Raw genomic sequence first — 26,143 nt, 5'->3', positions numbered from 1 at the left:
CAAGGCGGATCCCAGGCGAAGGGGAAGCACCTCGTGGCACGCATCGGTGACGGCGGCGATCTGCTCAAGTGCTCGTTCTGCGGCAAGAGCCAGAAGCAGGTGAAGAAGCTCATCGCGGGTCCTGGTGTGTACATCTGCGACGAGTGCATCGACCTCTGCAACGAGATCATCGAGGAAGAGCTCGCGGAGACCAGCGAGGTGCGCTGGGAGGAACTCCCCAAGCCCCGCGAAATCTACGAGTTCCTCGAAGGCTATGTCGTCGGCCAGGAGGCCGCGAAAAAGGCCCTCTCGGTCGCCGTCTACAACCACTACAAGCGGGTGCAGGCCGGCGAGACCGGCGCGCACAACCGCGACGACGGCATTGAGCTCGCCAAGTCCAACATCCTCCTGCTGGGCCCCACGGGCTCCGGGAAGACGCTGCTGGCCCAGACCCTGGCCCGCATGCTGAACGTCCCCTTCGCCATCGCCGACGCCACCGCCCTGACGGAGGCCGGCTATGTCGGCGAGGACGTCGAGAACATCCTGCTGAAGCTGATCCAGGCCGCCGACTACGACGTCAAGAAGGCCGAGACCGGCATCATCTACATCGATGAGATCGACAAGGTCGCCCGTAAGAGCGAAAATCCGTCGATCACACGGGACGTGTCGGGCGAGGGCGTCCAGCAGGCCCTGCTGAAGATCCTGGAAGGCACGACGGCCTCGGTCCCGCCCCAGGGCGGCCGCAAGCACCCGCACCAGGAATTCATCCAGATCGACACGACGAACGTGCTCTTCATCGTCGGCGGCGCCTTCTCCGGCCTGGAGAAGATCATCGAGTCGCGGGCGGGCGCGAAGGGCATCGGCTTCGGCGCCACGATCCGCTCCAAGCGGGAGATCGAGGCCAGCGACCAGTTCCAGGAGGTCATGCCGGAGGACCTGGTCAAGTTCGGCATGATCCCGGAGTTCATCGGCCGCCTGCCGGTGATCACGAGCGTGCACAACCTGGACCGCGAGGCGCTCCTCCAGATCCTGGTGGAACCGCGCAACGCCCTGGTCAAGCAGTACCAGCGGCTCTTCGAACTCGACGGCGTGGAGCTGGAGTTCGACCGCCCGGCCCTGGAGGCCATCGCCGACCAGGCGATCCTGCGCGGCACGGGCGCGCGCGGCCTGCGCGCCATCATGGAAGAAGTCCTCATGTCCGTGATGTACGAGGTCCCGTCGCGGAAGGACGTGGCCCGCGTCGTCATCACGGCGGACGTCGTCCACTCGAACGTGAACCCGACGCTGGTCCCGCGGGAACCGCGGATCGTGGGCAAGGACGAGCGGCACGAGAAGAGCGCGTGACGCTGCGCTGAGCTTGTGGGGGAGGGGTGCCTGGCGGATGCCGGGTGCCCCCCTTTTTTTGTTGGGTGGGGGTTCGTAGAACGGGTGAACGGTCGACGTATCGAACGGGTGGTCGGCTGGGGATTGCCGGGCAGTGCCTGGCCTGCGTTCCTACGGTCGGACCATGGTCATTTCACCCGACGATGCGGTCTACTACGTTTTTCCTGATCACCCGGAGCTGCTCGCTCCGGTGTTCCGGATCCTGGGTGTGCCGTTACCGGAGAAGGCACTTGTGGGAGTGCTGCCCGCAGCGACCGCGAAGATGAAGATGCTCGATCGGCGCGCGGACTGTGTGCTGGTTGTCGCCCCAGCTGACGGCAGTGACGGCTTCCTCGTCGCCATCGCGATGCAGAAGTGGCGCGATGACGCGAAACCGGCCAAATGGGCGTGCTACCTCTCGCACCTGATGGCGAAGTACGAGTGCCCGGCCCTCCTTCTCGTGGTCTGCGAAGACAAGGAGGTCGAGGACTGGGCGGCCGGACCGTTCCAGCTCGGCCCTGAGGGCTGGGCCGCATTGTCTTTGCGCCCGCTGGTCCTGGGGCCCGGGAACGTTCCTCTGATCACCGATCCGGACCGGGCTGCCCGGGATCTGCTGCCCGCGGTGTTCTCCGTCGTGGCACACAGCCGCGAGGAGGAGGAAGCCGAGGCCGCGCTGGAAGCGCTGGCGGCGGCTTTGGCAAAGGTCGATTCGGAGTCGGCTGCGTTCTGCTGGGAAATGCTGGAGATCGGTCTGGGGGACTTCCTGACCGGCAACATTCGGAGGCACCTGATGAGCCCGCGTCCCTACTTCCCCGGCCGGGGCACGATGTTCGAGGAGACGTACCTGGAGGGCAAGGCGGAGGGGCGGCTCCGAGGGTCCGCGCAGATGGTGCTGCGGGTACTGGACAACCGGGGAATCCTCATGCCCCCTGCGACCCGGGAGCGCATCATGGACTGCGCCCACATGCTCACCCTGGAGCGGTGGATGGACCGCGCGCTCACGGTCTCCGCGATCGACGAACTCTTCGCCGAGAAAAGCTGAGCGCGCTAGCGTGGAAGAGGGCGTCCGGACGAGTGCCGGGCGCCCTTTCGTATGCCTGTGCGTAGGGTGGCGGACATGGCAGGAGAACGTGATCTGACGAAGCTGCTGAGCGGCATGAAGCCCGTGCTCAACGACGGGCGGTACGTGTACGCGACGGTGGCGGGGGAGGCGTCGGCACCGGAGGGCGTGGCCCCCGTGGTGACGGTGCGGGAGCCGGAGGGGCTGACCCTGGTCGTACGGCAGGAGGAGGCCGACGCGGCCGGGCTGTCGTACGAGTACGTGGCGGGCTGGATCACGCTACGGGTCCACTCCGCGCTGGAGGCGGTCGGCCTGACGGCAGCCGTCTCCCAGGCCCTGGCCCAGGCCGGCCTCAGCTGCAACGTGGTGGCGGGGTACCACCACGACCACCTGTTCGTCCCGTACGAGCGGGCGGCGGAGGCGGTGCGGCTGCTGGAGGCGCTGGCTGAGGGTGTGGGGGAGAGCCCGGGGAAGTAGGACGTTCCAGGACGGCGTCCCAGGCGAGGGTATTTCCGCAGGTCAGGTGGGGCGTGGGCGTTCCAGTGTCCCGAATGATGCGGTGGCGCTTGTGGCGGTCGGGAGACGGCGGACAGGCTGGCGGCACGCCCTGAGGCAATCCCGCCCCAGGAGGTGCACAGCAAGTTCCGTAACCCTTGGAGACGTCCGTATGCGTACCGCCCGCATCACCGCCACCGGCCTCACCCTCGCGGCCACGCTCCTCGCCGGCACCGCCGCCACAACGGCTCAGGCGCAGGCGGCGGAGCCGGCGCCCATCCCGGCCTGCTCGCTCGCCAACACCAAGACCACGGTGCAGAACGTGCCCCGCCCGATCAACCACCAGCTGCTCACCGTCACCAACACCAGCTCCAAGCCGTGCTTCGCCTACGGCGCCCCGCACCTGGCCTTCGACGCCGCGCAGCATGTGGTGTCGGTCGTGGACGACTCGATACCCCAGGCCGTCGTCACCGTGGAGCCGGGCGAGTCCGCCTACGCCGGCATCAATCTTTCGGCAGCTGACGGCTCCGGCACGGATGGGCGCACGGCGAGCGTCCTGCGCGTCTCCTTCGACGAGGGCGACGGCACGGAAAGCCGCGCCCGCACGGTGAAGCTCCCCAAGGGCACCTGGGTCGACAGCAAGGCGGCGGTCACGTACTGGCAGAGTGACGTCGACCTTGCCCTGATGTGGTGAAGAGGTTCCGTCGCGCTGCGCTTCTCCGATGCTTGGGAGGGGCGAAGCGAGTACGGTGGGAGCTGCCGATGTCCGTCCGGAAGGGCACCCGGGCACCCGTGCCATCCAGGCGCGGTCACCGGACACGGTGAAACACGGTGGAACCCGCCATCGGTGCATACGATGACGGGCTCCTGCGAAGAACCACAACGCTGTGTGATCCCCCGCTAGTGGCTGTAGCGGGGGCTTACAGCTTGTGCCTCACCTCCAGCCACCACCGGAGCAGAGCCACGAGCACGGCGCCTACGAGCGGTGCCGACCAGCGGTAGATCCGATAGAGCCAGGTACACAGGCGAGACGGGTCCTTCTTTTTGCGATGGCGCAATCTCCGCGCCTTTCTCCCAGGGTGGGCATACACACCCCACCGGTCAGACCCTCCAGGCGGAGGGCTGACCATGGGCGCGGCCACTCCCGGTGCGGCCGGGGTGGCCGCGCCCCAACCAGCCCCCCGAGCGGGTGGCTGACCGTTGCGGGCACCCCGGAAAGGACCGGCGCGTCAATGCGTCATCAAGCGGCGAGCATAGTCGCTGGAGCGCTGGCTGTGGCGGGAAGTGGCGAAGCGTCAACTGTGCGTGATACGCGGTGCGGTGGCTTGCGGGGAGGGGGAGAGGGAGGTGGCTGCCGATGGCCGAACAGGCCTATCCGATGCGCTCCGTGTAGGCGGCCGCGTCGAGAAGGCCGTCGAGCGCGGCCGGGTCCGCGTGCTTGATCTCCACGAACCAGCCGTCACCGTACGGTGATTCGTTGACCATCTCGGGCGCCGTGACGACTGTCTCGTTGATCTTTACGACCTCGCCGGTCACGGGCGCATAGATCTCCGAGACCGACTTGGTGGACTCGATCTCGCCCAGCGACTCGCCCGCGGCGACGCTCATTCCGACGGTCGGCAGCTGGACGAAGACCACGTCGCCCAGCTGCCCCTGGGCATAGTCGGTGATGCCGATGCGCACCGTGCCGTCACTGATGGGATCGACCCACTCGTGCTCCTCGGTGTACTTCAGGTTTTCGGGAACCATGGGTGACCGCTCCTTCGCTGTGCCTTCAGGGTCTGACGGGGTCGCGCACGTGACCACTACCCCGTCCGGCTTCCGGCTCACGGTCGATACTCCAATGGCGCCACCAGGGCGTGGCTGGGATCCGTGGGTCGGGTGCGGGTCAGAACAGGCTGGCAGCGGGGGGAGGGGTGGGGGGTGCGGGCACGTCGGGTGGCCGGCGGGCGGTGGGGCGCTGGGCACCGTACTCCTGCCGTCGCGGATGCGGCTGCGTGAGGAGACCTTGCGCATGCGACTGGGCTGAGGGGGAGCGGGCTGCTGCCGCGATGTGGTTTCGCCCGTCGTGGGCGTTCCACTAGGCGCGCCACCGTCGTGGCTGAGCGGCCGAGTGGGAGGTGGAGTGCGGCTGGTGAGACGCGGAGGGCCGGGAGGGGCTGGTGAGGTGGGCGGCCTTCGCTCTCGGGTCACTTGTACGCCGCGGACGGCCGCAGGGCCGGGTGACTTCCCACCAGAGAAGACCCATCGAGGCCCGTGGGGTGTGGGCTGCCGGTGGGGTTTGGTGAGGCGCACCGACTGCACCCCCAGCGCACTTCTACGCCGCGCAGCCCGGCCCGGCCGGTTGATTTCGGCGCCGAGAGGGCACCAACCCCCACCATCCCGCACTCGGCCGCTCAGCCACGACGGCGAACAAGTGAGTGGAACGCCCACGACGGCAGGAACCACATCGCGGCAGCAGCCCGCTCCCCATCAGCCCGGGCTGATGGGGAGGTCTCCTTACGCTCGTGCATCCGTGACGGCAGGAGTACGGCGGCCAACCGCCCACCGGGCGTCGGACACCCGACGTGCGCGAGCCGCTACCCCTCCCCCTGCTGCCAGCCTGTTCTGACCTCAGTCGCCTACGGCTGCGGGGCGACGTACGAGCCCATGCCCGGCTCGGTGTAGATCAGCCCATCGGCCCGCAGTCCGCGGTGGACCTTGTGGGCCGTGGCGGCTGCGATGCCGAACTCTTCCGTGAGTTGGTTAACGGACGGAACCCGCGAACGCGGCGGGTACGTGCCGTCCTTGATGCGCTGTCGGATCACATCGGCCACCTGGCGCCAGCGCGGGATGTCGGGAACGAATTCGATCACACGGGCACGCTACGCGTTTCATATGGTTCGCAGCAATGAGCAGTTAGCTTCGATTTCTTGGTTTTCTAGGTGTGCTAGGTCTGCCGCGGTAAGGTCCCGCACATGAAGGACCCCGGCGACCGCTGGCACGGTCCCGGGGCGCGGCCAACGCCTAACAGGAGCGTCGACATGCGCAACTTTATCCGCCGCTGGTTCCGCCGGACACGGCAGATTTCCGTCCCCGAAACGCCGCCCGTCCCGGCGCCTGAGCCCCGTACGTCCGACAGCCCGTCCTGCCGCGTCTACGTATGGGCCACCGCCCACGGCATCGACCTTCGGCCCCAGTCTCTCCTGAGCACCTGCACCTGCGCCGACCGAGCGCACCAACCGCGCCCCGCCATCGGCTCGTTCGTTCTGGACAAGCGGGACGGCGCCGTCGGGCAGGTCATGCGCAACGGCGGCTCGCAGCTCCTGCTGCGTCTGCCCGGCGGCGGCAAGGAGTGGGCGGTGGACCCCTTCGAGGTCCGGACCCCGACCGAAGCCGAGCTCCTCAGCGCCAAGGTCCAGGCCGCCAACGCCGCCAGTAGGTGGGGCTTGTAGCTCACGGGTGGGCGGCGGCCGCTCCCTGCGGTCGCCACCCATCACCTCGCTACTTGTCCTTGCGGACCTCGTTGCGGACCTTGGCGGTTACCTCGGCCATCTCCTTGCCGGACATCACGTTGCCGGTGGAGGCGCTGCCCCCGTAGGGGCTGTTGCTCTTCGAGACCGAGTGCTTGACCGCACCGATGGCGCTCGAATCGCCCCAGATGCACTCCGTGGCTTCATTCGAGCTCGAAATGGTGCCCATGGAGACCGTGGTCTTCTTGGTCGCGCACTTCATGACCGCGCCGTCGAAGTCGCCCGGGGAGAACTCCGTCCAGGGCGCAACCGTCTCGACCTTGACGCCCTGCATGGACCCCTCGGTCTTCTTCGCGTTCTCTTCCGACTTCGCGATCATCGCGTCGACCGTCTTCGCCGGATCGGAGAGCTCGCCGTACACGCCGAGCACCGAGAGGTTCTGCTTCTCGGCGTTGGCGTAGGCCCCCGAGACGCTGGTGCCGTTGGAGATCCCCAGCTCCTTGACCTTCTCGTTGTCCGTCAGGTCCTGCGTGTTTGTCTGCTTGGATCCCGGGGCGCTGACGCTGCCCTTCGTGTACTTCCCGTCCAGCAGCGTGTCCGGCAGGACGATCGTGTACGGCTTCACGTCACCGCCGCCGCCCATGAAGTACACCGCGCCCGCGATGAGCGCGCCCACGACCGCCACCGCGCCCACCGTGATGCCGATCGCCTTGCCCTTGCCGCCGCCGCTCTGGGGCGGGACCGGGGGCGGGTACTGGGCGCCCGGGTAGCCGGGCTGCTGGTGCTGAGGGGGGACGCCCCACGGCTGCTGGGGTGCCGGGGGCTGCTGGCCGTACGGGGTGCCCGGGGGCGGCGGGGGCGGGGGCGGGTAACCGTAACCGGGCTGGCCGGCCGGGGCGCCCTGGGCGTACGGGCCCGGCTGCTGGGGCGGTTGGCCGTAGGGGCCCGGCTGGTTGTAGCTCATTGCGTCTCTCTTCGATCCGTGGGGGGACTCGGGACTCGTATGACAGTCCGCCCAATCCTTCCGGATCTCTTCAGAGGGTCTTACCGCCTGGTGGCAACGGTTTCGGAACAGTTGGCACGCAGGAGTGGTCACTCCGGGCGAATCGTCCGCGCCGCCCGCCTCAGCTTCCCCGTCGTCTCCGCCGCCGCCCCGAGCTCCGTTCGTTCGCCCAGGGCCGCGCCCATCACGCCCAGCGTGCTGTGGTCCGCCCAGACGCAGTACGGGAGGGTCAGGCTCGCCCCAGGGGCTCTGAAGGCCACCGACTCGCACTTCATCACCGCGTCGCCCGCGCCCCGCGGCCGCACCCGTTCCGGGGCGCCCTCCACCGATTCCCCCGCGCCGTTGCCGGCCGCCATCGCGGCGAACATGCCGTCGACCGCCCGCTCGGGGTTCTTCACCGTTCCCCAGACGCCGCTGAACATCAGCTTTCCCCGCGCCGACGAGTAGCCCGCCGTGACGCTGCCCTCGTCCCGTACGCCCAGGCTCCGCAGCCGCGCCAGGTGGTCCGTACGGAACGTCCGGCCGACCGGGGAGTCCATCCGGAAGCCGGCCACGCGGGCCGGCGCGGTCAGCCGGTACTGCCCGCCGCCCGCCGCCTTGCTGCCGCCGCCCGTGAGGATCAGGAATCCGCCCAGAAGGGTGCACATCACCACCAGCGAGCCGATCGCCACGGCCGCCACCACCCTCCCCTTCCCCCGCCGGCGCGGCGGGACCGGCGGTGGCCACACGGCCGCGCCGTAGCCGCCGGGGCCGCCCGGCCGTGTGTAGGACCGGGGCGTCACCGGGAGCGGCTCGTACAGGCCGGCCTGCTGCTTGCTCATGGTTCTCTCGTCGCTTCTCTCGTTGCGTGGGCGTCATCCTTGCCGATCCCGCGGCAATCGATTCGAAACCCCCGCGTACGCCCCCTTAGAATTCACCCCGTGACCGACAACACTCAGCGCCCCGACAGTGGGCACGCCGACCGCACCCCCGACCTGCCGACCCAGTACGCGCCGGCTGACGTAGAGGGGCCGCTGTACGAGCGCTGGGTAGAGCGGGGCTACTTCGAGGCGGATGCCGCGAGCGAGAAGGAGCCCTACACGATCGTCATTCCGCCGCCGAACGTCACCGGGTCCCTCCACCTCGGCCACGCCTTCGAGCACACGCTGATCGACTCCCTCACGCGCCGCAAGCGCATGCAGGGCTACGAGGTCCTGTGGCAGCCGGGCATGGACCACGCGGGCATCGCCACGCAGAACGTGGTCGAGCGCGAGCTGGCCAAGGAGGGCAAGTCGCGCCACGACCTCGGCCGCGAGGCGTTCGTCGAGCGCGTCTGGCAGTGGAAGAGCGAGTCCGGCGGCCAGATCTCCGGGCAGATGCGCCGTCTGGGTGACGGCGTCGCCTGGTCGCGCGAGCGCTTCACCATGGACGAGGGCCTGTCCAAGGCCGTCCAGACGATCTTCAAGAAGCTCTACGACGACGAGCTGATCTACCGCGCCGAGCGCATCATCAACTGGTGCCCCCGCTGTCTCACGGCCATCTCGGACATCGAGGTGGAGTACCAGGACGACGACGGCGAGCTCGTCTCCATCCGCTACGGCGAGGGTGACGCCTCCATCGTCGTGGCCACGACCCGCGCCGAGACGATGCTCGGCGACACCGCCGTGGCCGTCCACCCCGAGGACGAGCGCTACCAGCACCTCATCGGCACCGAGATCGAGCTGCCGCTGACCGGCCGCCGCATCCCGGTCGTCGCCGACGAGCACGTCGACCCCGAGTTCGGCACGGGCGCCGTCAAGGTCACCCCGGCCCACGACCCGAACGACTTCGAGATCGGGCGACGACACGACCTGCCGTCGCTCACCGTCCTCGACGAGCACGGCGTCATCACCGCCCACGGCCCCTTCCTCGGCCTGGACCGCTTCGAGGCCCGCTCCGCGATCGTCGGCGCCCTGCGCGCCGAGGGCCGCGTCGTCGCCGAGAAGCGCCCGTACACCCACTCCGTGGGCCACTGCTCCCGCTGCAAGACGACGCTGGAGCCGCGCCAGTCCATGCAGTGGTGGGTCAAGACCGCCCCGCTGGCGAAGAACGCCGCCGACGCCGTCCGCGACGGCAAGGTCAAGATCCACCCGCAGGAGATGGAGAAGCGCTACTTCGACTGGGTCGACAACCTCCACGACTGGTGCATCTCGCGCCAGCTGTGGTGGGGCCACCGCATCCCGGTCTGGTACGGCCCGGACGGCGAGATGGTCTGCGTCGGCCCGGACGAGCAGCCGCCGGCCGGCGAGGGCTGGCACCAGGAGACCGACGTCCTCGACACCTGGTTCTCCTCCGGCCTGTGGCCGTTCTCCACGCTCGGCTGGCCCGAGAAGACCGAGAGCGTCGAGAAGTTCTACCCGAACTCCGTCCTCGTCACCGGCTACGACATCCTCTTCTTCTGGGTCGTCCGGATGATGATGTTCGGCCTGTACGCGATGGACGGCACCCCGCCGTTCCACACCATCGCCCTGCACGGCATGGTCCGCGACCAGTTCGGCAAGAAGATGTCGAAGTCCTTCGGCAACGCGGTCAACCCGCTCGACTGGATGGACAAGTACGGCTCCGACGCCGTCCGCTTCACCCTCGCCCGCGGCGCCAACCCCGGCGTCGACGTGCCGATCGGCGAGGACTGGGTCCAGGGCTCGCGCAACTTCGCGAACAAGATCTGGAACGCGACGCGGTTCGCGATGATGAACGGCGCCACGGTGGAGGGCGACCTGCCCGCCGCCGAGCGGATGTCGGCCACCGACCGCTGGATCCTCTCGCGCCTCAACGCCGTCGTCGCCGAGGTGGACGCGCTCTACGACGACTACCAGTTCGCGAAGCTCTCCGACGCGCTGTTCCACTTCGCGTGGGACGAGGTCTTCGACTGGTACGTCGAGCTGTCCAAGACCACGTTCCAGAAGGGCGGGGCCGAGGCCGAGGTCTCGCGCCGCGTCCTGGGCGAGGTCCTCGACGTCACCCTCAAGCTGCTGCACCCGGTCGTGCCCTTCGTCACCGAGACGCTGTGGACCACGCTCACGGGCCGCGAGTCCATCGTGATCGCCGACTGGCCGAAGGCTGTGTTTGTTCCTGGGGCTGACGCCCCGGGCGGCTTCCACGACGCGGCCGCCGAGCAGGAGATCGCGACGCTCCAGCAGGTCGTCACCGAGGTCCGCCGCTTCCGCTCCGACCAGGGCCTGCAGCCGGGCCAGAAGGTTCCGGCCCGCCTGGACCTGAGCGGTACGGCGCTGGCCGCGCACGAGGACGCGATGCGGTCGCTGCTGCGCCTCCAGCCGGCCGGCGAGGGCTTCGCCGCCACGGCGTCGCTGCCCGTCGCGGGGGCGACGGTCGCCCTCGACCTGTCCGGCACGATCGATGTCGAGGCGGAGCGGAAGCGGCTCACGAAGGCGCTTGCGGCGGCCGAGAAGGACAAGGCGCAGTCCACGGCCAAGCTCGGTAACGAGGCGTTCCTGGCCAAGGCGGCGGAGGCGGCCGTGGAGAAGATCCGTAAGCGGCTGGAGACGGCGGAGGCCGACATCGAGCGGCTTAGCTTGCAGCTGGCGGCGCTGCCTAAGGGCTGAGTCGGCGCCCTCGGGCATTGAGCGGCCCCCTGTGCCTTACGGGCGCAGGGGGCCGTTTGCATGTCGGCTGCGGGCCGGTGGGGGCTTGTCGCGCCCACGCGGCGGAGCCGCACATTGACACAGCCCCGCGCCCCTAATGGGGCGCCTACCGCGCCGCCCACGGTCTCGATCTGTTCGGGTCCCACATCGGGCCCCATGGGCCCTCCACCAGCCTCTCTTCCTCCTCGGAGAGGGGGCGGCGCCGGCGGCGGCGGTGCTGTGGCCAGAACAGGACGTACGCCGTCGACACCGCCACGAAGGCGAGCCGGATCAGGCCCTTGGCCGACTCGTCCGGTACGGCGAACACGCTGCCGTACAGCACGATCAGCGCGATCCAGCTCCACCACGGCACGAGGCGCCGCTGCCCGCACACGTCCCACAGCAGCGTGCCCAGCAGCACCGACGCCGTGTAGTACGTGTAGACGCTCGGGTCGAGGAGGATGCGGGCGTTGGCGCCCAGCAGGACGACCCCGGCCCAGCGGCCCCGCCACACCGCGACCGCGCCCAGCGTGAGGCCGAGGGCGGCCTGGGCGGGGCGGGCCCAGTCGGGGGTCACGGGGGTGTTGCCGCCCAGCCAGCGCAGGGCCGAGGCCGGGCTGTTGGGGATGGTGAACTTCGCGGCGGCGAAGGAGTCCGGGGCCGCGACGAAGAACGGCAGCCAGGCGATCGCCAGCAGCGCCGCGCACCACAGGACCGCCCGCATCCAGCGGTCGCGGGGCAGGGCGAGGATCAGCGGCACGAAGGCGAGGGCCGTCGGCTTGGAGTCCATGGCCAGGGCCAGGCAGGCGCCGACGGCCGCCGGATTGCAGCGGGTCAGGAACCAGACCGCCAGCGCCGTGAAGAACAGCGCCAGGACGTCGTCCAGGTGCCCGAAGCGGACCGACACCTCGATCCACATCGGGATGAACGCCAGCCCCGCGATCAGCACGCGCCGCCGCAGCCGCTCGTGGTTGGTGCCCGTGCCGAGGAAGTGCATGGCGGCGCTGCGCCCCGCGAGCACCATGATGACCAGGCCCAGCACGGACATGAACGCCGCCGCCAGGAACTGGCCCGTGTGCTCGGAGAACGGGTTGAACAGGCCCGCCACCAGGAAGCTGATGGGGCCCATCTGGAGCTCGGGGTGGTGGGCGTAGAGGTTGAGCCCGCCGGTGCCGTCGCCCCCGTCGTAGATCAGCTCGCCGCCGGTGCGCAGGTAGTGCCAGGAGAAGCCGCCGCTGGGTTCCACGACGGCGAACCACAGCACGGTCCACGCCGTGAGCAGCAGCAAGTGCATCCGTGTGCTGATTTGCGGTACCCGCACCCGTACAACGCTCCCGTTCCGCTGCCCGGAACCGCTCCGGACATGTGTCACCGGGGGTCAGATGGCGGAACGGGAGCGGAGGTTGCTCCGAGGGTCGTAAGTGTGACCCGGTTCACTGTTTGTGTGACGCGCCGTCAGCTCTCGATCGCGATCGGGCCCGACGTGACCACCTCGGCGTTGCGCCGCGTCTTCGCCCAGCCGTTGCGGCCGCGCAGCATCCGCACGAAGCCGCGCGCCGACGCCGGGAAGAGGTGGTAGGCGTACAGCCACAGCGCGAGGCCCCACAGCAGGGCGGACAGCAGCGAGTGGTCGGAGGCGCGGTCCCGGCGGTAGACGGGGCCCCACAGCACGAACGGCAGCACGGAGACCACGGCCAGGCCCAGCACCAGCGGCCACAGCGCGAGCATGCCGCCGAAGGCGGCGCCGAAGCCGTCCTCGGCCGCGGTCAGGCCCAGCAGGGCGAACATGACCGCGCACAGCGCGAGGGTCACCAGGTGGGCGACCGGCTGGAGGAAGGTGTAGAGCGTCTCCAGGACGCCCTTGCCGCCGTAGTGGCGCGAGGAGACGATGCGCGGCGCGTAGCGGACGCACTGGAGGTTGCCCTGCGCCCAGCGGGTGCGCTGGGTGAGGAAGCGGCGGGCGTGCGGCAGGCCCTCCTGGGAGACCCAGGTGTCGGCTATGTGGGATATCCGGTCACCGTTGAGGATCATGTGCAGGCCCAGCTCGTAGTCCTCCAGGAGCGCACCGCGCTGCCAGGGGCGGCGCTCGGCGGCGGCGATGCGGTCCAGCGCGGAGAGCCGGGTGAACTGGCCGTTGCCGCCCAGGCCGACGGAGCCGGTGCGGCCGCGCAGCAGCTGCATGCCGGCGTTGGAGACGGAGAACTCCATGTCCTGCATGCGGACCAGGAGGCGGGCGAAGGCGTTGCGGGCCCGGCCGCGGTCCGGGAGCGGGCGGGGGTCGCCGGCGTTGCGCATGCGCACGCTGACCTGCACGCCGCCGGTCTCCGCGTCGCCGAAGCCGGCGGGGCCGCTCACGCGCTCCAGCGCGTACGGGTCGAGCTGGCCGTCGGCGTCGATGACGCACACCACGACGCGCTCACGGTCGGTGTCCTTGGACAGGAACTGGTTCAGCTCGTCGTACGCGGAGTTGAGCGCGGCGCCCTTGCCCTGGCGGGCGTTCGGACGGACCCGGCTGACGAGGTGCACCCGGCGGTCCGTCTCGGCGAGCTCGGCGACGATCGCGCCGGTGCGGTCGTCGCTGTCGTCGTCGATGACCCACACGTGGGCGCGCGGGTGATCGGCGCGCAGCCGCTCGACGGTGGTGCCGACGACTGCCTCTTCGTCCCGGCACGGGACGAAGAAGTGCCAGTCGAAGGCGTCGGCGTTGCCGGTCTCGGCCTCGGGGCGGCGGAGGTAGGCGTGGCGGGCGCCGGCCCAGTAGAGCAGGAAGCAGGCGAGGAGGAAGAAGGGGAATATGAGGAGGAGGGGGCTGGAGAACATGCGGGTTATCGCTCCGATGGGACAGCAGGCTTCGGCCGGTTCGGCGCCGCCGGTCACGTGCGTGGGGGTTGCTCGCCGTTGCGGCGGAGGAGAGGCCCCGGTCCCGCCCTTTCACCGTTTCCTGGGGCGGAGCCCCGGACCCCGAGCGCCTCAGCGCGATCCGGGGGTCCGGGGGCTCGCCCCCGGTTACGGGAAGGGGCGGGGCTGGGGGAAGAACCCCCTACGCCGCCGCGGCCAGCTCCTGCGGAGCGGTGATCGCCGCCAGCAGCGTCACGATCCGCTCCGACGCCAGCCCGTCCCCGAAGGGACTCGGCAGGGCCGAAAGGCGCGTCAGGCCCTCCGCGCCGGAGGCGAGCCGGCGCCGGGCCGCCCGCCCGATCTCCGCGCCCGGCTCCACCAGGTCCGCGAAGTCCGCCATCGCCTCCGGCCGCTCCGTGGAGCGCCGTACGACGACCAGCGGGCGTCCCAGCACCGTGCACTCCTCCTGGATGCCGCCCGAGTCGGAGACGAGCAGCGCCGCGTGCCGGGCCAGGGCGAGGAACTCGCCGTAGCCGAGCGGGCGGGTGACGGTCAGGCCGGCCAGCAGGCCCTCCAGGCCGGCGGCCTCGACGCGGGCCCGGGTCCGCGGGTGCAGCGGCACGACGACCGGCCGGCCGTCGGTCGCGAGCGCGGCGAGCTCGGTGAAGATGGCGCGCAGGGCCTCGGGGGAGTCGGTGTTCTCGGGGCGGTGGACCGTGGCCAGGACGTACGAGTCGGCGGTCAGGCCGTGCAGCCGCAGCAGCTCCGCGCGCTCGGCGGGGGCCGGCAGCTGGCCGTGCACGGCCTCGACGACCGTGTTGCCGGTGACGGCGATGCGCGCGTCGTCGACGCCCTCCGCGAGGAGGTTCGCGCGGTTGTCCTCGGTGGCCGCGCACAGGACGTCCGCGATGCGGTCGATGAGGACGCGGTTGTGCTCCTCGGGCATGTTGCGGTCGTGGCTGCGCAGGCCGGCCTCGACGTGCAGCAGCGGGATGCCGCGGGCGTTCGCGGCGAGCGCGCCGGCGAGGGCCGCGTTGGTGTCGCCCTGGACGACGACGGCGAGCGGCGGCTCGGCGGTGAAGAGCTCGTCGAGCTGGGCGAGGGCGCTGGAGATCTGGACGGCGCGCGGCTGTCCGCCGACCCCGGTCAGGAAGGTCGGCTCGGGCAGGCCCAGCTCGGTCAGGAAGCGGCCGGAGAGCTCCTCGTCGTAGTGCTGACCGGTGTGCACCAGGTGGGCGGCGGGGCCCAGGAGGCGCACGAGGTCGGTGAGCTTGACCAGCTCGGGGCGGGTGCCGAGGACGACGGCGACGCTACGGGCGGGCAGGGACTGCACGAGGTGACTCCTGGGGCCGGCGGGCTGCGGACAGCTCACGACCTTGCGGTGCCTCGGTTGCACCCCTGGGGTGCCTTCGGTTGCCCGACGGTTGCGAATCGCCTGAAGCGGGGCGGAAGCCCTCAGAAAGGACCTTCGTCCTCCCCGTTCCCGGGACCTTCGTCCCCGCCGTCGGCCCGGTAGCGGTAGCCCAGGCCCCGTACGGCCTCCAGCGGGTCCGCCGCCTCGTCGCCGGCGGCCTGCCGCAGCTTGCGCCGCAGCCGCAGGACGGCGAACTTCACCCGCTCGCGGCCGGTGCCCTCGGGGTCGTCCCAGACCCGGTCGAGCAGCTGGTCGGTGGTGATCACCCGGCCGCGGTTGCGGACGAGCACCTGGAGCAGCCGGTACTCGATGTCGCTGAGCCGGGCCTCGTGGCCCTGCCAGACCGCCGAGCGCCGCTCGGGCACGAGCCGCAGCCCGTCGTCGAAGGAGTCGCCGGCCCAGCGGGTGGGCGCGGTGCGGCGCAGCAGCGCCTCGACGCGGGCGAGCAGCTCGTCGTTGCCGAAGGGCTTGGGCAGGTAGTCGTCGGCGCCGGCGCGCAGGCCGCGGACGCGGTCGGTCTCGGCGCCGCGGGCGGTCAGCAGCAGGACGGGCAGGTCGCTGAGGTCGCGGGTGCGCTCCAGCACCTCCCAGCCGTTGAGCTGCGGCAGCCCGATGTCCAGGAGCATGAGGGCGGGGCGCTCGGCGAACAGCAGCCGCAGGCCCTCGCGGCCGTTGCCGGCGTGGGCGACCTCGTAGCCGGCGCGGGTGAGGAGGGTGCGCAGGGCGAGGGAGAGGTCGGGGTCGTCCTCGACGACGAGCACGCGGGTCATGCGGCCGCCTCCCGGCGCGGGGGTCCGGTGGGGCCCGGCGGGGGCGCGCCGGGGCCCGCGACCGGCAGCCGGATCAGGAAGGCGGCGCCGCCGCCCGGCGCCTCGCCGGCGGTGATCGTGCCGCCGTGCAGCCGGACGATCGTGCGGCTGATGGCGAGCCCGAGACCGGTGCCGGGATATTCGCCCGTACGTGCGTTCGGCGCCCGTACGAAACCATTGAAGATCTCCTCCCGGAATTCCTCCGGGACGCCGATTCCGGTATCGGCGACTTCGATCTCCCAGAACTCGAAGCGCGGTGCCGCCGTCACCGAGATCCGGCCACCCGCGGGGGTGTATTTCGCGGCATTCTCCAGAAGATTGGCCAGGACGTTCTGCAAGCGGTGCCGGTCGCCGCGCAGGACGGGCCCGGGGGCGCACTCCAGAACGGTGAACAATCCCGCCTCCTGCATCGTGCTCATGCGGTCCAGGACGGCGTCCAGCAGCATCCGGTCCACCTCCACGCCGTCGAATTCCAGCTCCAGGCCGGCGGTGGCCCGCATCCGGGTGGTCAGCAGCAGGTCGGCGATCACCCGCTGCATGCGGTCGGCGTTGCGCCGGATGGCGTCCAGGAAGGAGGCCTGCTCGTCGGTGAGGGTGCCGAAGGAGGGGTCGGTGAGCAGCTCGCAGAAGCTGATCACGGAGGTGAGGGGCGTGCGCAGCTCGTGGGAGGCGGCGGCCGTGAAGGCGTTGCGCTGCCGGGCCAGCTCGGTGAGCGCCACGTTGTCGCGCTCCAGGTCCCGCTCGCGCCGCTTGCGCTCGGTGATGTCCTCGTACGTCCACAGGGCGCCCAGGTAGCCGCCCTCGTGGCGGAGCGGTTCGATCACACGGCGGAGGGTGCGGCCGTCGGCGAGGGGGAGCTCGGCCGTCCGGTGGACGTGGTGGCCCGCCAGGGTCTCGCCGGTCCGGCCCCCGGCGCCGAACATGCGGGTGAACTCCCGGTTGGCCGCGAGCACCCGGTCGTCGGGGCCCTGCACGACGGCGCCCGCGGGCAGCGCTTCCAGCAGCGCGCCCAGCAGCGTCCGCCACCGGTCGTCCTCTTCGCTCACCACCCGGCACCACCCGGCTTCTCCGCACACAAAGGGCTCTTCGGGAAAAAAGGTCTCTTCGGGAAAAACCGTAGGGCAAGGCCGCCGGGCCTGCCGCCCGCGCCGTCACACCCCCTCCGTAGACTGGTCCGCGTGAGCGAGCGCCCCCTGAACGACGACAACGGCAGCACCGGCCCCGACGACGATGACCGTTTCGAGGAAATCGTCGATGCCGAGACCGACCGCGACCCCGACCTCGCCGTCATCGAGGCCGGCAGCCGGACCCTGCGCGCCCAGGCCGGGCCGCCGCAGGGCGACATCCCCTCCCGCCCCGAGGACCCCGAGCTCGACCGCGCCCTGCGCGAGGTCGAGACCGAGCTCGCCGGGCGCTGGCCCGAGACCAAGCTCGACCCCTCGCTGGGGCGCGTCGAGGCCCTGATGGACATCCTGGGGCAGCCGCAGCGCGCCTACCCCGCGATCCACATCACCGGCACCAACGGCAAGACCAGCACGGCCCGCATGATCGAGTCGCTGCTGGGCGCCTTCGACCTGCGCACCGGGCGGTACACCAGCCCGCACGTCCAGTCGATCACCGAGCGCATCAGCCTCGACGGGGCACCGATCTCCGCCGAGCGCTTCGTCGAGACGTACGCCGACATCAAGCCGTACGTGGAGATGGTCGACGACCGCGAGGAACACCGCCTGTCCTTCTTCGAGGTCATGACCGCCATGGCCTACGCGGCCTTCGCCGACGCCCCGGTCGACGTGGCCGTCGTCGAGGTCGGCATGGGCGGCACCTGGGACGCGACGAACGTGGTGGACGCCTCCGTCGCCGTCGTCACCCCCATCTCCCTCGACCACACCGACCGCCTCGGCTCGACCCCCGGCGAGATCGCCGGCGAGAAGGGCGGCATCGTCAAGCAGGACGCCACCGTCGTCCTCGCCCAGCAGCCGGTCGACGCCGCGCAGGTGCTCCTCAAGCGCGCGGTCGACGTCGACGCCACCGTCGCCCGTGAGGGCATGGAGTTCGGCGTCGTCTCCCGCGAGGTCGCCGTCGGCGGCCAGCAGCTGACGCTGCGCGGCCTCGGCGGCGAGTACCCCGAGGTCTTCCTGCCGCTCTACGGCGCCCACCAGGCGCACAACGCCGCGGTCGCCCTGGCCGCCGTCGAGGCGTTCTTCGGCATCGGCTCGCAGCACGCCCGCACGCTCGACATCGACACCGTCCGCCGCGCCTTCGCCCAGGTCAGCTCCCCGGGCCGGCTGGAGGTCGTGCGCCGCAGCCCCACCGTCGTGCTGGATGCCGCGCACAACCCGGCCGGCGCGCAGGTCACGGCCGAGGCGGTCACCGAGGCGTTCGGCTTCAGCCGGCTCATCGGTGTCGTCGGCGCCAGCGCCGACAAGGACGTCCGCGGCCTGCTGGAGGCCTTCGAGCCGGTCTTCGCCGAGGTCGTCGTGACCCGTAACTCCACCCCCCGCGCCATGGACCCCGACGAGCTCGCGGCCGTCGCCGTCGAGGTCTTCGGCGCCGAGCGCGTCCAGGTCGAGCCCCGGCTGGACGACGCCCTGGAGGCCGCGATCACCCTCGCGGAGGAGGAGGCCGAGTTCTCCGGCGCGGGCGTCCTGGTCACCGGCTCGGTGGTCACCGTCGGCGAGGCCCGGCTGCTCCTCGGAAAGGGCTGATCATGAGAATGCTGTGCGCCAGCACTCTGATCGGTGAATTCTTCGTCATCGGATTCGCCGGTCTGGTCGCCATGCAGATGACCGACCTCCCGACGGGCACGGTCTGGGCCGTCAGCGGCATCGCCATGGCCGTGAGCGTGCTGCTGTGCGGCATGCTCGGCCGCCCGGGCGGCGTCCAGCTGGGCTGGCTGCTCCAGATCGGGCTGGTCCTGAGCGGCTTCATCGTCCCGATGATGTTCATCCTCGGAGTGGTCTTCGGCGGCCTGTGGTGGGCGTCGGTCCACTTCGGCCGGAAGATCGACGAAGCGAAGGCCCGCTTCGCGGCGCAGGCGGCCGAAGCGGCCGCCGCCGACCCCGCCTAGCCCGGTCTCCGGGAGGCCGGCGCCCGGCCGCCTCCCGGCCCCGGTCCGGGTGCCGCGCGCCCACCGCGCCCCTGTACCCTCTGGCCCACCAGAACGATCGCCCGCAAGGAGCCGCAGTATGAGCCAGCGCACCCTCGTCCTTCTCAAGCCCGACTGCGTCCGGCGCAAGCTGACCGGCGAGGTCATCGCCCGCATCGAGCGCAAGGCCGGCTGGACGATCAGCGCGCTGGAGCTGCGCACCCTCGACCGCGACACCCTCGCCCAGCACTACGCCGAGCACGAGGGCCGGGACTTCTACGAGCCGCTGATGGGCTTCATGTCCTCCGGCCCCGTCGTCGCCATGGTCGTCGAGGGCGAGCGCGTCATCCCGGGCGTGCGCGCCCTGGCCGGCCCGACGGACCCGATTTCGGCCGCCCCGGGCTCCATCCGTGGTGACTTCGGCACCATCACGCGCGAGAACCTCATCCACGCCTCGGACTCCGAGGAGTCGGCCGAGCGGGAAATCAAGATTTTCTTTCCCGGCCTCGCCTGATAGCGCATCAGGCCCGGAGCCTTTCCGATCAGGGGCGACCGATTTTCTTTCGGTCGCCCCTGGCATATGCGTGGCGAACGAGGGAACCTCTCACTCCGACACGACGTCACCATTACTGGGGGGAGCTCGACTTCCGCCGACAATGGCGGAGGAACCCTCGCGCCGCGTTCGACCGGTCGAGACTACGATGAGAGCTTCGCGCCCGCGGCGCAACCGCCCGCACCACCCTGCCGACCTCAAGTAAGCAATCGCTCGCTCCAGCTGGGAAGGCCAGACGTATCCTCATGGGGAACAACATGTCGTTCATCGGCCGTGACATGGCTGTCGACCTCGGGACCGCCAACACGCTGGTGTACGTCAGAGGCCGCGGAATCGTCCTCAACGAGCCATCCGTCGTCGCCATCAACACCAACACCGGCGGCATCCTCGCCGTGGGTGCCGAGGCGAAGAAGATGATCGGGCGCACCCCGGGCAACATCGTCGCGGTCCGGCCGCTCAAGGACGGCGTGATCGCCGACTTCGAGATCACCGAGCGCATGCTCCGCTACTTCATCCTCAAGATCCACAAGCGGCGGTGGATGGCCCGGCCCCGCGTCGTGGTCTGCGTGCCCTCCGGCATCACCGGCGTCGAGCGGCGCGCCGTCATCGAGGCGTCCACCCAGGCGGGCGCCCGCCAGGTGCACATCATCGAGGAGCCGATGGCCGCCGCGATCGGCTCCGGCCTCCCCGTCCACGAGGCCACCGGCAACATGGTCGTCGACATCGGCGGCGGCACCACCGAGGTCGCGGTCATCTCCCTCGGCGGCATCGTCACCGCCCAGTCGATCCGCGTCGCGGGCGACGAGCTCGACAACGCGATCATCCAGCACATCAAGAAGGAGTACAGCCTCCTCCTCGGTGAGCGCACCGCCGAACAGATCAAGATCACCATCGGTTCGGCCTACGACCTCGAGCAGGACGAGCACACCGAGATCCGCGGCCGGGACCTGGTCAGCGGTCTGCCCAAGACCGTCGTCATCTCCGCCGCCGAGGTCCGCAAGGCCATCGAGGAGCCGGTCAACTCCATCGTCGACGCCGTCAAGACCACCCTCGACAAGTGCCCGCCCGAGCTCTCGGGTGACGTCATGGACCGCGGCATCGTTCTCACAGGCGGCGGCGCCCTCCTGCGCGGCCTCGACGAGCGGCTGCGCCGGGAGACCGGCATGCCGATCCACATCGCCGAGGACCCGCTGGACTCCGTCGCGCTGGGCTCCGGCAAGTGCGTCGAGGAGTTCGAGGCCCTCCAGCAGGTCCTGGACGCACAGCCCCGGCGCTGACGCGCGCGCCCTCCCCGCGGGGGCGCGCGGGGACGCTGCCCGGGGGGCCTCCCGGGGCCGTCGCGCCCGGCGCGTTCCACCCGTCGGGGGACGTCGCCACCCCCTTGGCCGGGGGTGGCGCCAAAGCGACCCCGCGTACCACCGCTGCCGGGAAACAACCTGATATACAGGCACAACGCTCCGGATGACCGGCCCGCCCCGCAGCGCGCCGGTCCTACGAGAAGGGCACGCCGCCGCACGTGAGGGACACACGAGAGAGCCGGCTGCTGCTGGTGCTGCTGGTCGCCATCGCCTTCGCACTGATCACGGTCGACATCCGTGGCGGTGAGCGGTCCCCGCTCGACGGCGTACGGCACGCGGCGGCCTCCGTCTTCGGGCCCGTGGAGAAGGGCGTCGCCTCCGCGGTCGACCCCGTGGGCAATGCCGTGGCGGCCGTGCGTGACTCCGGCGAGCGGCACAACCGGATCAGCGCCCTGGAGCGCGAGAACACCAGTCTCAAGCAGCGGCTCGGCAGCAACGACCGCAACCGCGGCCGGGCCGCCGAGCTCGACGCCATGCTCAAGACCGCCGGCCGCGGCCAGTACGGCATCAAGGGCGCCCAGGTCATCGCCATAGGCGCGGCCCAGGGCTTCTCCTGGACCGTCACCATCGACGCCGGCAGCCGCGACGGCATCAAGCGCGACATGACCGTCCTCAACGGGGAAGGCCTCGTCGGCCGCGTCACCACCGTCGCCCGCGACACCGCGACCGTGCTGCTCGCCAACGACCCCAAGTTCACCGTCGGCACCCGCATGGAGAAGAGCGGCGAGCTCGGCTTCGCCAACGGCCAGGGCGCCGGCGTCCTGCGCGTCGAACTGCTCAACGGCAAGGCGGCCGTCCGGCCCGGCGACCGGCTCGTCACCTTCGGCTCCAGCCGGGACAAGCCGTTCGTGCCCGGCGTCCCCGTGGGCGAGGTCACCCGCGTGGAGCCCGCCGGCGGCAGCCTCACCCGCACCCTCCAGGTCCGCCCCTTCGTCGGCTACAGCAAGCTCGACATCGTCGGCGTCGTCGTCGAACCCCCGCGCACCGACCCCCGCGACACCGTGCTCCCGCCCAAACCGGAAGCGCCCAAGCCCACGCCCACCGTGACCGTCACGGTCACGCCGTCCGCGAGCGCCAAACCCGAGGACTGACCGATGCGCCTCAACCGGATCCTGCTCTCGACCGCGCTCGTGGTCGTCGCCCTCGTCGTGCAGGTCACCGTCCTGGCCCGGCTCCACCTGCCGGGAGCCGTCCCCGACCCGCTGCTCCTCGTCGTGGTCGGGCTCGCCCTCGTCCACGGCCACACCAACGGCGCCGTCATCGGCTTCGCCGCCGGCCTGCTGGCCGACCTGGCCCCGCCCGCCGACCACGCCACCGGCCGGTACGCCCTCGTGCTGTCCGTCATCGGCTATCTCGTCGGCCTCGCCCGGCCCGAGACGGGCAAGCTGCGCTCGGCCACCGTGCCCATGCTCGTCGTCGTGGCCGCGGCCGTCGGCTCCACGCTGCTCTACGCGGGCGTCGGCTCCCTCGTCGGCGACACCGCCGCCCGCAACGTCGGCCTCACCAGCCTCGTCTTCACCGCGGCGCTCTACGACCTGCTGCTCGCGCCCTTCGTCGTCCCGCTCGTCATGGCCATGGCCAGGCGCGTCCAGAACGACCCGCTGACGGCCGACGGGCCCAGCACGATGGGCGGCAGCAGGACGAGCCGCGCGAACCGGGTGAGCGGCCAGCGCACGGGTATGCGGACAGGGATGCGTACGGGGCTGCGGCGGCCTCGTGTGAAGGGAGTGAAGCGCCTATGACGAACCTGCCTGATTCGGGGCGGACCTCACGCGTCACCATCCGCCTCGTCGTCATCCAGATCCTCGTCTTCTCCCTCCTCCTCACCCTCGCCGGCCGCCTCTGGTACCTCCAGATCCGCAACGGCGACGAATACACCGCCGAAGCCGCCGACAACCACATCCAGCAGGTCGTCGCCCCCGCCACCCGCGGCTCGATACTGGACGCCCGCGGCGTCCCCCTCGCCGACAACGAGACCCGCCTCGTCGTCTCCGCGAGCCGCACCGACCTGATGAAGATGAAGGACCGCGGCCGCACCGTCCTCACCCGCCTCGCCGGCGTGCTGAACATGAAGCCCGAGGACGTCACCGCCAAGGTCCGGCTCTGCGACGCCAAGACCCCCAAGCCCTGCTGGGCCGGCTCGCCCTACCAGCCCATCCCCATCACCGACGAGGCCACCACCCAGCAGGCCCTCCAGATCCGCGAGCGCGCCGAGGACTTCCCCGGCATCACCGCCGAACCCACCGCCGTCCGCCGCTACGCCGGCCCCGGCGGCTCCAACACCGCCCAGGTCCTCGGCTACCTCTCACCCGTCACCGACGAGGAGATCACCAAGGCCAAGGCCGGCCGCTCCCCGCTGCTCCGCTCCGACCAGGTCGGCCGCTCCGGCCTGGAGCGCCAGTACGACAGCCAGCTGCGCGGCAAGGCCGGCGTCACCCGCTACGAGGTCGACAACCTCGGCCGCGTCATCGGCAAGGCCAAGAGCGACAAGGCCGTCCCCGGCGCCAACCTCGTCACCAGCATCGACGCCCGCGTGCAGGCCATAGCGGAACGCGAGCTGGACCAGGCGATGAAGGACGCCCGCAAGGAGGTCGACCGGAACACCGGCACCAACTACAAGGCCGACGCCGGTGCCGTCGTCGTCATGGAGGCCAAGACCGGCCGCGTCGTCGCCATGGCCTCCAACCCCACCTACGACCCCAACGCCTGGGTCGGCGGGATCTCCGCGAAGGACTACCAGAACCTCACCGGCAAGGACTCCGGCTTCCCGCTGCTCAACCGCGCCATCCAGGGCCAGGCCGCCCCCGGCTCGATCTTCAAGGTCGTCTCCGCCACCGCCGCCGTCAGGGCCGGCTACGCCTTCGACGGCAACTACAACTGCTCCGCCTCGTACAGCATCGGCAACCAGGTCTTCAAGAACTTCGAGTCCAAGGGCTACGGCCCCATCAGCCTCGGCCGCGCCCTGGAGGTCTCCTGCGACACCGTCTTCTACGACCTGGCCTACCGCCAGTGGCAGAAGGACGGCGGCAACAACCCCAAGCACCCCGGCGACTGGTTCTACAAGACCGCCCACGACTTCGGCCTCGGCAAGGAGACCGGCATCGACCTCCCCAACGAGGTCACCGGCCGCATCCCCGACCGCGAGTGGAAGAAGAACTACTGGGAGGCCAACAAGGACACCTGGTGCAAGCAGGGCAAGACCGACACCAGCTACGCCGGCCAGATCGCCAAGGAGAACTGCGAGTCCGGCATGCGCATGCGCGCCGGTGACTCCGTCAACTACTCCATCGGCCAGGGCGACACCCTCGTCACCCCCTTGCAGATGGCCACCATCTACGCCGGCATCAGCAACGGCGGCACCCTCTGGAACCCCACCGTCGGCAAGGCCGTCATCAGCCCCGACGGCCGCACCGTCCACGAGATCGCGCCCCGGTCCCACGGCAAGCTGCCGTTCGACAGCAGGACGCGCGACCAGATCGACGGCGCCCTCGCCGGCGTGGCCACCCAGGGCACCGCTGCCTGGCGCTTCGAGGGATGGCCCCAGAAGGAGATCCCGATGCACGCCAAGACCGGCACCGCCGAGGTCTACGGCAAGCAGACGACCTCCTGGTTCGCCACCTACACCGGCGACTACGCCGTCGTCATGACGATCTCCCAGGGCGGCACCGGCTCCGGCGCCTCCGGCCCCGCCGTGCGCAACATCTACAACGCCCTCTACGGCGTCGACGAGAAGGGCAAGATCGACGCCAAGAAGGCGCTCCTGCCCCACCCGCAGACCGGGCTGCCGAAGGTCGAGAAGGACGGCACCATCGAGGCCCAGCCCATCGAGCCGCCCCCGCCCAGCCCCTCCGCCCGCAAGGAGGAGCAGGACACGTGACCGCCACCGACGGCTACCGCGCGCGCCGTTACAGCCCCGAGCGCTCCGCCTGGGGCCGGCTGACCGCCCGCGACTCCGTCTTCCGCCGCCTCGACTGGGTCATGGTCTGGGCCGCCCTCGCCCTCTCCGGCATCGGCACCCTGCTGGTCTACTCGGCCACCCGCAACCGCACCGAGCTCAACCAGGGCGACCCGTACTACTTCCTCCTCCGCAACATCCTCAACACCGGCATCGGCCTGGGCCTGGCCGTCGGCGCCGTCTGGGTCGGCCACCGGGCCCTGCGCGGCGCGGTCCCCATCCTCTACGTCATCTCCGTGCTGCTCACCGTCGCCGTCCTCACCCCGCTCGGCGCCACCATCAACGGCGCCCGCTCCTGGATCCAGCTCGGCGGCGGCTTCTCCCTCCAGCCCTCCGAATTCACCAAGATCACCATCGCGCTGGGGATGGCGATGATGCTCGCCGGCAAGGTCGACGCGGGGGAGCGGCTCCACCCCGACCACCGCACCGTCGTGGAGGCCCTCGGCCTCGCCGCCCTGCCGATCGTCATCATCCTGCTGATGCCCGACCTCGGCTCCGTGATGGTGCTCGTCGTCATCGTCCTCGCCGTGCTCCTCGCCTCCGGCGCGTCCAACCGCTGGATCGCCGGCCTGATCGGCACGGGCGTCCTCGGCTGCATCCTCATCTGGCAGCTGGGCGTCCTGGACGAGTACCAGATCAACCGCTTCGCGGCCTTCGCCAACCCCGCGCTCGACCCCTCCGGCGTCGGCTACAACACCAACCAGGCCCGTATCGCCATCGGCTCCGGCGGCCTGCTGGGCTCCGGCCTCTTCCACGGCTCCCAGACCACGGGCCAGTTCGTGCCCGAACAGCAGACCGACTTCATCTTCACCGTCGCGGGTGAGGAGCTCGGATTCGTCGGCGCGGGCGCGATCATCTTCCTGGTCGGCGTCGTCATCTGGCGCGCGTGCCGCATCGCCCGCGAGACGACCGAGCTCTACGGGACGATCGTGGCGGCCGGGATCATCGCCTGGTTCGCCTTCCAGTCCTTCGAGAACATCGGGATGACCCTGGGCATCATGCCGGTCACGGGCCTGCCGCTGCCGTTCGTGTCGTACGGGGGATCGTCGATGTTCGCGGCGTGGATCGCGATCGGACTGTTGCAGTCGATCAAGGTGCAGCGACCGGTTTCGGCGTGACCGCCACCCCGGACCGCAGCACGGCGCGATGAGGGCTGCCGTACGCGGCGGCAGCGAACTACA

At 70.7% G+C, this 26,143-nt stretch carries 23 protein-coding genes; 14 read left to right on the top strand and 9 right to left on the bottom strand.

What is annotated here, in order from left to right; translation table 11 throughout:
• Positions 1-33: 33 nt before the first annotated feature.
• From clpX to PS271_RS08390, 4 genes are all read left to right on the top strand, one after another.
• On the top strand, positions 34-1,323 hold the full coding sequence (clpX, locus tag PS271_RS08405) for an ATP-dependent Clp protease ATP-binding subunit ClpX (protein WP_030366476.1): 1,290 nt from the start codon (positions 34-36) through the stop codon (positions 1,321-1,323).
• 163 nt (positions 1,324-1,486) lie between these two features.
• Positions 1,487-2,383, top strand: a complete 897-nt coding sequence (locus PS271_RS08400) for a hypothetical protein (protein WP_398381352.1) — start codon at positions 1,487-1,489, stop codon at positions 2,381-2,383.
• A 75-nt stretch (positions 2,384-2,458) separates the two neighbouring features.
• Positions 2,459-2,878, top strand: a complete 420-nt coding sequence (locus PS271_RS08395) for an ACT domain-containing protein (protein ID WP_398381351.1) — start codon at positions 2,459-2,461, stop codon at positions 2,876-2,878.
• A 190-nt stretch (positions 2,879-3,068) separates the two neighbouring features.
• Positions 3,069-3,590, top strand: coding sequence for a DUF4232 domain-containing protein (locus PS271_RS08390; protein WP_398381350.1), 522 nt, complete (start codon positions 3,069-3,071; stop codon positions 3,588-3,590).
• 677 nt (positions 3,591-4,267) lie between these two features.
• Here the strand turns inward: PS271_RS08390 and gcvH are convergent.
• Together gcvH and PS271_RS08380 are read right to left on the bottom strand one after the other, a co-directional pair.
• Positions 4,268-4,645 (bottom strand): glycine cleavage system protein GcvH, encoded by a 378-nt coding sequence (gene gcvH, locus PS271_RS08385; protein WP_398381349.1) that lies wholly within the window; start codon positions 4,643-4,645, stop codon positions 4,268-4,270.
• An 872-nt stretch (positions 4,646-5,517) separates the two neighbouring features.
• A complete protein-coding gene (locus PS271_RS08380) occupies positions 5,518-5,751 on the bottom strand; it encodes a GntR family transcriptional regulator (RefSeq protein ID WP_398381348.1) in 234 nt (77 codons plus the stop codon).
• Positions 5,752-5,919: 168 nt separating this feature from the next.
• Between PS271_RS08380 and PS271_RS08375 the strand changes: the two genes are divergently transcribed.
• The gene (locus PS271_RS08375) at positions 5,920-6,330 is read left to right on the top strand and encodes a hypothetical protein (RefSeq protein WP_398381347.1); all 411 of its coding nucleotides are present in this window, start codon (positions 5,920-5,922) and stop codon (positions 6,328-6,330) included.
• 49 nt (positions 6,331-6,379) lie between these two features.
• Here the strand turns inward: PS271_RS08375 and PS271_RS08370 are convergent, their stop codons facing one another.
• Both PS271_RS08370 and PS271_RS08365 read right to left on the bottom strand, forming a co-directional pair.
• A complete protein-coding gene (locus PS271_RS08370) occupies positions 6,380-7,312 on the bottom strand; it encodes a hypothetical protein (RefSeq protein WP_398381346.1) in 933 nt (310 codons plus the stop codon).
• Between the two features lie 128 nt (positions 7,313-7,440).
• Complete coding sequence (locus PS271_RS08365) at positions 7,441-8,172, bottom strand: hypothetical protein (protein ID WP_398381345.1); 732 nt, start codon at positions 8,170-8,172, stop codon at positions 7,441-7,443.
• A 99-nt stretch (positions 8,173-8,271) separates the two neighbouring features.
• On the opposite strand from PS271_RS08365, the gene PS271_RS08360 reads away from it, so the two are divergent.
• Positions 8,272-10,932 (top strand): valine--tRNA ligase, encoded by a 2,661-nt coding sequence (locus PS271_RS08360; RefSeq protein WP_398381344.1) that lies wholly within the window; start codon positions 8,272-8,274, stop codon positions 10,930-10,932.
• A gap of 145 nt (positions 10,933-11,077) precedes the next feature.
• Here the strand turns inward: PS271_RS08360 and PS271_RS08355 are convergent, their stop codons facing one another.
• The 5 genes from PS271_RS08355 to PS271_RS08335 all read right to left on the bottom strand — a co-directional run bounded on the left by PS271_RS08355 (position 11,078) and on the right by PS271_RS08335 (position 17,057).
• Positions 11,078-12,244: a hypothetical protein gene (locus tag PS271_RS08355; protein WP_398381343.1), complete on the bottom strand. Its 1,167-nt coding sequence runs from the start codon at positions 12,242-12,244 to the stop codon at positions 11,078-11,080.
• A gap of 161 nt (positions 12,245-12,405) precedes the next feature.
• Positions 12,406-13,770 carry an XrtP-associated glycosyltransferase gene (locus tag PS271_RS08350; RefSeq protein ID WP_398381342.1) on the bottom strand — a complete coding sequence of 455 codons (1,365 nt, stop codon included), beginning with the start codon at positions 13,768-13,770 and terminating at the stop codon, positions 12,406-12,408.
• Positions 13,771-13,990: 220 nt separating this feature from the next.
• Positions 13,991-15,121 (bottom strand): non-hydrolyzing UDP-N-acetylglucosamine 2-epimerase, encoded by a 1,131-nt coding sequence (gene wecB / locus PS271_RS08345; RefSeq protein WP_398381341.1) that lies wholly within the window; start codon positions 15,119-15,121, stop codon positions 13,991-13,993.
• A gap of 122 nt (positions 15,122-15,243) precedes the next feature.
• On the bottom strand, positions 15,244-15,972 hold the full coding sequence (locus PS271_RS08340) for a response regulator transcription factor (RefSeq protein ID WP_398381340.1): 729 nt from the start codon (positions 15,970-15,972) through the stop codon (positions 15,244-15,246).
• Positions 15,969-17,057: a sensor histidine kinase gene (locus tag PS271_RS08335; protein ID WP_398381339.1), complete on the bottom strand. Its 1,089-nt coding sequence runs from the start codon at positions 17,055-17,057 to the stop codon at positions 15,969-15,971. The genes PS271_RS08340 and PS271_RS08335 overlap by 4 nt, the downstream gene beginning before the upstream one ends.
• Positions 17,058-17,189: 132 nt before the next feature.
• On the opposite strand from PS271_RS08335, the gene folC reads away from it, so the two are divergent.
• The 8 genes from folC (at position 17,190) to rodA (ending at position 26,080) form a co-directional block, all read left to right on the top strand.
• Positions 17,190-18,716 carry a bifunctional tetrahydrofolate synthase/dihydrofolate synthase gene (gene folC / locus PS271_RS08330; protein ID WP_398381338.1) on the top strand — a complete coding sequence of 509 codons (1,527 nt, stop codon included), beginning with the start codon at positions 17,190-17,192 and terminating at the stop codon, positions 18,714-18,716.
• A 2-nt stretch (positions 18,717-18,718) separates the two neighbouring features.
• Positions 18,719-19,078 carry a DUF4233 domain-containing protein gene (locus tag PS271_RS08325; RefSeq protein ID WP_398381337.1) on the top strand — a complete coding sequence of 120 codons (360 nt, stop codon included), beginning with the start codon at positions 18,719-18,721 and terminating at the stop codon, positions 19,076-19,078.
• Positions 19,079-19,196: 118 nt separating this feature from the next.
• A complete protein-coding gene (ndk, locus tag PS271_RS08320) occupies positions 19,197-19,610 on the top strand; it encodes a nucleoside-diphosphate kinase (protein ID WP_120758704.1) in 414 nt (137 codons plus the stop codon).
• A gap of 296 nt (positions 19,611-19,906) precedes the next feature.
• Positions 19,907-20,926, top strand: a complete 1,020-nt coding sequence (locus tag PS271_RS08315; RefSeq protein WP_004950903.1) for a rod shape-determining protein — start codon at positions 19,907-19,909, stop codon at positions 20,924-20,926.
• A 239-nt stretch (positions 20,927-21,165) separates the two neighbouring features.
• Entirely contained in the window at positions 21,166-22,098 is a 933-nt protein-coding gene (gene mreC / locus PS271_RS08310; protein ID WP_398381336.1) for a rod shape-determining protein MreC, read from the top strand.
• Positions 22,099-22,101: 3 nt separating this feature from the next.
• Positions 22,102-22,749, top strand: a complete 648-nt coding sequence (gene mreD, locus PS271_RS08305; RefSeq protein ID WP_398381335.1) for a rod shape-determining protein MreD — start codon at positions 22,102-22,104, stop codon at positions 22,747-22,749.
• A complete protein-coding gene (gene mrdA, locus PS271_RS08300) occupies positions 22,746-24,884 on the top strand; it encodes a penicillin-binding protein 2 (RefSeq protein ID WP_398381334.1) in 2,139 nt (712 codons plus the stop codon). The genes mreD and mrdA overlap by 4 nt, the downstream gene beginning before the upstream one ends.
• Positions 24,881-26,080, top strand: coding sequence for a rod shape-determining protein RodA (gene rodA, locus PS271_RS08295; RefSeq protein WP_398381333.1), 1,200 nt, complete (start codon positions 24,881-24,883; stop codon positions 26,078-26,080). The genes mrdA and rodA overlap by 4 nt, the downstream gene beginning before the upstream one ends.
• Positions 26,081-26,143 lie beyond the last annotated feature (63 nt).

The organism is Streptomyces sp. SCA2-17 (assembly GCF_044336695.1).
Note: the sequence above shows the minus strand (reverse complement) of the source record. Positions and strands in the feature narration are given on the sequence as shown.